General features: G+C 34.1%; 1 protein-coding gene. It reads right to left on the bottom strand.

Annotation, left to right across the window (positions count from 1 at the left end):
- Positions 1-489: 489 nt before the first annotated feature.
- The gene (locus tag ACHZDT_RS22095) at positions 490-7,383 is read right to left on the bottom strand and encodes a S8 family serine peptidase (RefSeq protein WP_394776863.1); all 6,894 of its coding nucleotides are present in this window, start codon (positions 7,381-7,383) and stop codon (positions 490-492) included.
- Positions 7,384-7,644: the final 261 nt, after the last annotated feature.

Genomic DNA, 7,644 nt, shown 5'->3' with positions numbered 1-7,644 from the left:
TTAATTAAAATCTGCCGGGTTTGTGTTTTTTGTCATTTCGAGGAATGAGCAATCACACCCGTAATTCCGCAAACAAAATAGCCAATCTTTGTAGAGTTTCTAGTGTGATTTCTCCTTCCGTCGAAATGACAAACTTTTAATATTACCTATGCATCGTGAAACCCGACAGGTTTTAAAACCTGTCGGGTTTTGTGTTTTTTGTCATTTCGAGGAACGAGAAATTACACTCGTAATTCCGCAAACAAATTCGCCAATCTTTGTAGAATTTCTAGTGTGATTTCTCCTTCCGTAGAAATGACAAATTTTACGTAAATCCTTTTAAAAACAACAAACCCGACAGGTTCTAAAAACCTGTCGGGTTGTGGGTAAGAAATCATACGTTATGTTAGGAGTGGACGATCCTTTATATTTTCTTCGAATTTTCGATTTAATAGATATCAAAAAAAAGCGACTACTAAGTAGCCGCTTTGATTGTTTTAAGAAAAAATCTTATTTTATAATTAGTTTCTGAATAGATGTGTTTCCATCTTGTTCTACCTTTATTATATATACTCCGGTTGGTAAACCAGAAAGATTTAATTCATTCTTTTCTGTTTGAACTGAAAGTAGTTTTTTTCCAGACATATCAGAGATCAAAATACTCTTTGTACTTCCTGATGCTGTTTCTATATGTACTTTCTCTTCTGTAACAGGATTTGGATACAATACAAAACCGTTTATGGCATTTGCAGGCAATCCTAAAGAGCATACAGTGCTTGAAACATTTACTAAACGAGTTACGATTGTTTCATTTAGTAATGCATCTTTAACAGTATAAATTAAAGTATATTGACCCGTTGTATTTACGTCAACAGTACCTGAAACTACAACCGAAGCTGTTAAGTCTGTATTTAAATTATCAGTTGCTGTATAACCTGGCTCAACAAATACGCAACCTTTATCGATTGTTATTGTTGGATCACCTAACAGAGTTATTGTTGGTTTAGCAACTTCAATTGTAACAGTCCAGTTTTCTACAGTTCCGTTTTGAGCAGTTACATTATAAACTACTGGTGCTGTATAATTTAGAGTTGTTACTCCGCTATTCTGAATATAAGTTCCAATACGCAATGTAGCGAAATCTGAAAGCTGAACATTAGGAACCAATGCGCTTAAATTAGCATTATTATTTACCAAAACTTTTATAGTTTTCAATGCTGGATCTATAACGCTTGTTCCTACTTGGTTTGCAACTGAATAACTGATAATACTTGCTTCTGAATTTTTAGCATTTATAGTTACAGTGTAATTCGTTTGCGAAAGTTTATTTTCTGAAACTACAGTTACAAGGAAACTATTAGTATAATCTGAAGCAGTTACTTTTGAATTTAACTGTTTTACTCCATCAATATATAATTCTGCTCCCGGAGAAACCGCGAAATCTGCTACTAAATTTGATACATTGTAACCAAATGGTACTGTTTTGGTAGCATTATTTCCAACTATATCAGTATTGATTTCTTGTAATAGACCAGGATTTGAAACTGTTTTAAAGTCATAAGCAAGCAATTTACTTTCATTACTTAAACCTGTCATTACCTTAATAGTATATGTTTCGGTGATTCCGGTATTGAAACCAACACCTTCTACTGTTAAAGTAACCGGATTTGTAAAGTCATTTGTTGTAACTCCGTTAACTTGAGTAGTTCCGTTTATTTTTGCAATACTTTTCATTCCTAATGAATAATTAGCAACTGCAGCAGTAATATCAGCTCCATCATTTAACAGAATTGAAAATGTTTTAGTCGGAATATCATAAGAAGACGAAAGTTGATTTACAAATTCTAATTTTTGTAACAACACCGGTACATTCCAAAATTTCCCTTCTCCTAAACCATTCGTATCTGCGTTTGTAACTACAGCCGTGTTATCACTAACTGTGCTGTCAAAAACAAATTGTTTGTCCCCTTCTGAAAAAGAGTAATAAGCTAATAATCCAGGTTCATTTCCAACATATTTTGTCATTGCATTAGCCTCAATTGTAGCCTGATCGCGAACACCTGACCAAATACGAAGTTCGTCTATATTACCATTTAAACCACGTGCTAAACCTGCATTATTACCTATGTATGCCGCAGCCGTCGCATTTGAAGAAGCTGCATTTGCAGTACCTGTACTTGTAAATGGAACAGCAACTCCATCAATATAAACCGTGTAAACATTTGCAGCACTTACTGTGTAAGCAATATGATGCCAGGTATTTTGCTTGATCGAATTTACTGCTGTATTAATTACATATGAACCTGTAGGAGTTGTAATTGAAACAACTAAACTGTTCTCTTTATAAATAGCTAAGTTGCTATTATTATGTATAAAGGCTAATACTGTACTTTTATCTAAAAGTCTGCCAAATACAGTTGTGGCTTTTTGATTTACCCAAGTTTCAAATGTATAATTATTGGTAAGATTTAAAGCTGGAGTAACATCTGTTTTGATAAAATCATTTACCCCATCAAAAGTTCCTGTAACATTTGTTGCATAATTTGCAGCATGTGAAAGTGTGATTGATTTAGTATCATTTGTAACATCTGTATCTCCCACTAATTGTGTATAAACATCAATTGTATAATCTCCGGGAGCTCCTAAATCAGCTTTTGCAGTAAATGCAAAGTTAGCTGTTGCTCCTGCAGCGATAGAACCTGTAAAAGTTTCTACTACTTCTGTACCTCCGTTAATTTTATACGCTACAGGGAAATTAGTAATTGCCGTAGTTGAATAATTACGAATCACAGCAGCAACTGTAACTGGTGCATTACCAGGTTTAATAGGTGCTGTAATTCTGTCTACACTTGCGTCAGCAGCCGTAAAAGGCAATACATTAATTGTATATTCTTCTACTTCAAAATCGCTTCTTGAACTTGTTAATCCGTCAAAAGTTGGTCCTAAATTAACATTATAATATTCTGATGGCGAACGGAACATGTGTATCACACGCATTAATTTTTCGCCCCCAACTGTTCCTGCCGGAATTGTCAACCCTCCTGCTAAGGTAGAATTATTTCTAAAATAGTGGGTATTTGTTGATGAAGGTATTGCCGGTGATGCAGAAGTTGGTGTTGTATTTACCCAAAAAGTTCCTGCATAAAATTCATCTGTCAAATTACCATCTCCGTTCAAATCAATAACAATCATGGTAAATACTCCTACTGCCGATGCTGATTGATCTCTTGTAATTGGTGTTTCCGGTTTTGTAATTGTTACTTCAGGCTGATAAGTAAATCCTGCGTAAACTGGAATTTTGATTGCTTTAAAATCAGAATATGCAGTAGTTCCAGAAGTATTTACAACGTCATTCCATTTTAACTTAGCAATTGCGTATCCATTTGTATTAGTATGAACTGGCAATTCATTTTTGTTATAAACAACTTTTTCACGTGTATCATTAGTTGCATTATCATCTGCAATATCAACTCCGCTTTTGATTGTATAAGTTGCATCAACAATTGATAAATCTGCTTTTGTTGCAAAAGTAAAACTTACAGTTGCATAAGCCGCAATAGTAGGAACAACATCAGTAACTTTTGCTCCGCCATTTACCTGATAAAATACAGGATAATTTGTTAAAACATTTGGTCCTAAATTACTTACTCTGATAGTGATATCCTGTGCATTTGTCTTTTTACCAAGAACTTCAGGAGTAACTATAGAAGCGATCGTTGCATCATTAACTACCGGTTTTGCAACACAAGTAATATCTGCAATCCATCCTCTTGCGTTTTCAATATCATCAGAAACAAATCTGAATGTTAATTCTCCTCCAACAGCCGTAGATGTCAATGATGGAGGTAAATCGCCTGCAGTAAAAGCACCTAATAATGTAGCTGCAGTTGTTGGACCGTTATAAATATATAAATAGTCATAATTTGGTTCTAAATCGAAGTCTGTAAAATTTACATTAATACTGCTTCCAATTGTTGCAGGTTTAAATGTAATTACTTGCGTAAGTTGATCTCCATAATTTGCATAACGAGTTCCGCCATCAGTAAATGCCGCAGAACAAGTTGTTACAGAAGCTATTGTTCCCATTAAGACATCAGTTCCTGCATTTGTAACTGCTTTTTCAATAGTATTATTAGCAATAACAGCATCACCTGGATAATTTACTTTTCCAATAACTGTGTAAACACCCGCAGCTGAAAAATCTGCTTTCTGTACAAAATCATATGATACTTCGCTCAAAGGATTTACTGGACCAGGAATAGTTTCAACTACTTCTGCTCCACCATTTATTTTATAAGAAACCGGAATATTGCTTATTGCAACCGGAGAGTGATTGTACACTTTTACTTTTACAGTTTCGGCAGCTGTAAGTCCTGTATTAGGAATTAAAGAGGACAATTCAAGATCTGTAGCTGTAGCTTCAAAAAGCGAAACATTATCTATAAATACTGAACTATAAACATTCTCACTACTTACTACGATAACATCATTATCAATAACCGACTCAAAAGCGATGCTAAATGTAGTTCCCGCATAAGAAGATAAATCATATATTAATTCTGTATTTCCTGCTAAAGCAGTTCCACCATAAACGCCTACATTTTCATAGCTGTTTATTGGAGTTCCGTTTACTACAAGTCTGAAAAAGTTTTTGTTTACCGGTCCAACACTGTTCCAGATTAAATTAAATTTTAAACGAAGTGCTTTTCCTGCAAGTGTTGAAGCATCAATATCACAAAAAGATACTTTTTTAATGAAATTTGGGTTATTTGCAAAAGCATTTGCAGATGTACTGGCAACCCACGGAGATGCAGATACATCACCAGATCCAGCCATTTTTGCTCCATCTAAGAAATCTGGATCAATATATTCGTATTTTACAGTTCCTGTAGTTCCTTTTGAAAAAACGTAATTAGTCGCTTTTCTTGAGTTAAAGTTTTCTACAAAAGGTAAAGTTACTGCATTGATTACAGGTGCAGAAACTGGTTCTACATTTACAGCCCTAACTCTTTCAGAAACAATTCCTGTTGCAATATCTACCGTTCTTACAGAAAACCAGTTATCAGTGCCGGCAGTAAGATTTGTAAAAGTATAAGTAGGATCCGTAACAGTTGCTACAACATCAAACTTGTATCCGTTCATTTTTAAAACTTCATATTTAGCCCCCACAATTGGGTCCCAATCCATTTTATAAGATGACGTACCACAAACAGATGGTGCAATAACTAAATTTTTAGGTTCTGTTATAATATTAAAAACATTTGTTGAAGCATCAACTTTTGTTCCTGCAATAACTCTGATTTTTGCATTAGCAACAATTCCTGCCGGAACTTTCCATGCAAAATTTCTTGCTGCTGATGGAATGTCTTTAGCAATTAATTGATAGTTAATTCCTCCATCAACTGAATATTCAAGAGTAAAGTTTTTAGGTTCTCCTTCATAATCCCAACGGATATATTCTGTAGTTTCTGTATTGAATTTTTCTCCTCCAATAGGATAAGTCAAAATTAATTCAGGAGCTACATAATCATAAACTACCGAAAATTCCTGAGTAGCAAGAGGCACTCTCGTACCTGTAACGATAATTTTATACGTTCCTGCTGCAGGATTATCTAAAGTTATTTGCTCAATATTATTCATATTGTCAACTCCGCGTGTCGCATTTGCATTTGGTGCAGTTGGATTTAAAACCCATGGCAAAGTCGTTATACCATCTTTTACGATTTTAATATCCAAATCATTTATCTGAATCGAAGTTGCTCCGGGCGTACCTTGCAAATCTGAATATGCTAACATAACTTTTAATGTAACAAGTCCAGCAGGAACTACGATATCTTTTTCGTAAGTCGCTGCATTAGCTACACTTGCAGTATAAAATAATTTGTTATCTAAAGCCTTAACAGCTCTAAGACCATTTAAGTTTCCAAATCCATATTTATAATCAGGACCAGGATTACCGGCATCTTTAGCAGTATTTGTAACCAAAGCTTTCATTAAAGAAGCCAAAGGTTTTGTACCGTAAATATTTTTATATCTTTCATAAAGCAAAGCCACAGTTCCCGTAGTTCCGGGTGTAGCCATAGATGTTCCGCTCATTACCTGATAAGAGTTACTGTAATCTAGTGAATAAACATCACTACCAACAGCAGCGATTTGAGGTACTAAACGTCCATCAATCGTAGGTCCGAAACTACTGTAACTACTAATTAAATCATCCGGATTATTTGCAGCGACATGCAATGCATTTTTTGAATTTTTTGTAGAAGTATTAAAACCTCCCGGATATGCAGTTTGTGAATTTCCGTTAGAATATATTGTTAAAAGATAAGGAAATAAAGTCGTAACATTATCATCACCACGATCTCCTGCATCATAACGCCTGGTATTATATCCAGAAGTTAAATTTACTCCAAAAGAATTTGACGTAATCTCAATTCCATCCTGAGTAGCAGAGATAACTCTTTCCTGCTGAACACTTAAACCATTTGACTGAGTATTAAAATTCCATCCGTACATTTGTACTTCCGGCGCCATTCCTCTCGCTCTTGGATCTAATAAACCAGCTCCGCCTATAGTTCCTGAAACGTGATCTCCATGTGAAGAATTATATTCGTATTCTTTGTTAACAACACGTCCGGTATGATCTTTATGTTGTTCAAGATTTCCATCCCAAATACCTACTTTAACACCTTTTCCAGTTAATCCATATCCTAATCCAGGAATAACAGATCCTAAAACATTCGCTTTATGTGAAGTTAAACCCGGTTTATTATCGCTTTCAACAGGAGCAGGAACTAATTCGATATTTTGTACCCAATTTAGTTTTGCAATTTCTTCAAGTTTCTCTTTAGTAGCCTGTATGTAAACTTCATTAAAAGAAGTATCGTTTTTACTGCTTTTAATAAATAAAGCGGCTAAATCTTTCGAAATAACTTTATCATCAACACCTTCAAAATAGCTAATAACAACTTTGATTCCGTTACCGCCTTCTGCTGCATAATCCGGAATAGCATTATCAACAATCATTGGATCTAATTTATAATGCGGATCGATTGCAATTGTTGCTCTTATATTATCAGACGCGGTGCTTTTGCTGTAAAAGTTAGAAGATATTGCAGCATAATAAGCATTATTAGACAAATAACTAAGCAAAGTAATTCCCTGACTTTTTAATTTTTGCTGCTCATCTACAGATGGAATTTTTGTAAACTGCAACAAAGTATACTCTGTTTTGGGATTTTGCTTGCTTGTAATTTTTTTCTCTTTAAACTGTTGTTTAAAATTAGCTGTAGTTGGAATCCTATTTCCATTAATGGAGATAGTAAAATCAGCATCAGTTCCCTTCTGAGCCCATAAGGGAATGATTAATAATAACATAAATAAACGAAGTAATTTTATTCTCATAATGTATTATATTTTGGTTAACAAATGGTTGCGAAGAGTAAACCTACAAATTATACCTTTAACTACAAATTTTATCGATAAATAATTTGTTAAATAAACGCAATAAAAACACCTTCGTAAAGAATATTATAACAAAAACGCAGTATTTACCGCATATCAAGGCAGAAATAAAATTTACGAATTAAGTAGGTAAATTCTTTTAATTCAAAATTATTCGTAATCTGGAAATTGTAATCCAAAAAAAAACTTACAAATAATTTG

The organism is Flavobacterium sp., assembly GCF_043722275.1.
Taxonomy (GTDB): domain Bacteria; phylum Bacteroidota; class Bacteroidia; order Flavobacteriales; family Flavobacteriaceae; genus Flavobacterium.
This window is presented reverse-complemented; position numbering and strand designations above follow the sequence as displayed.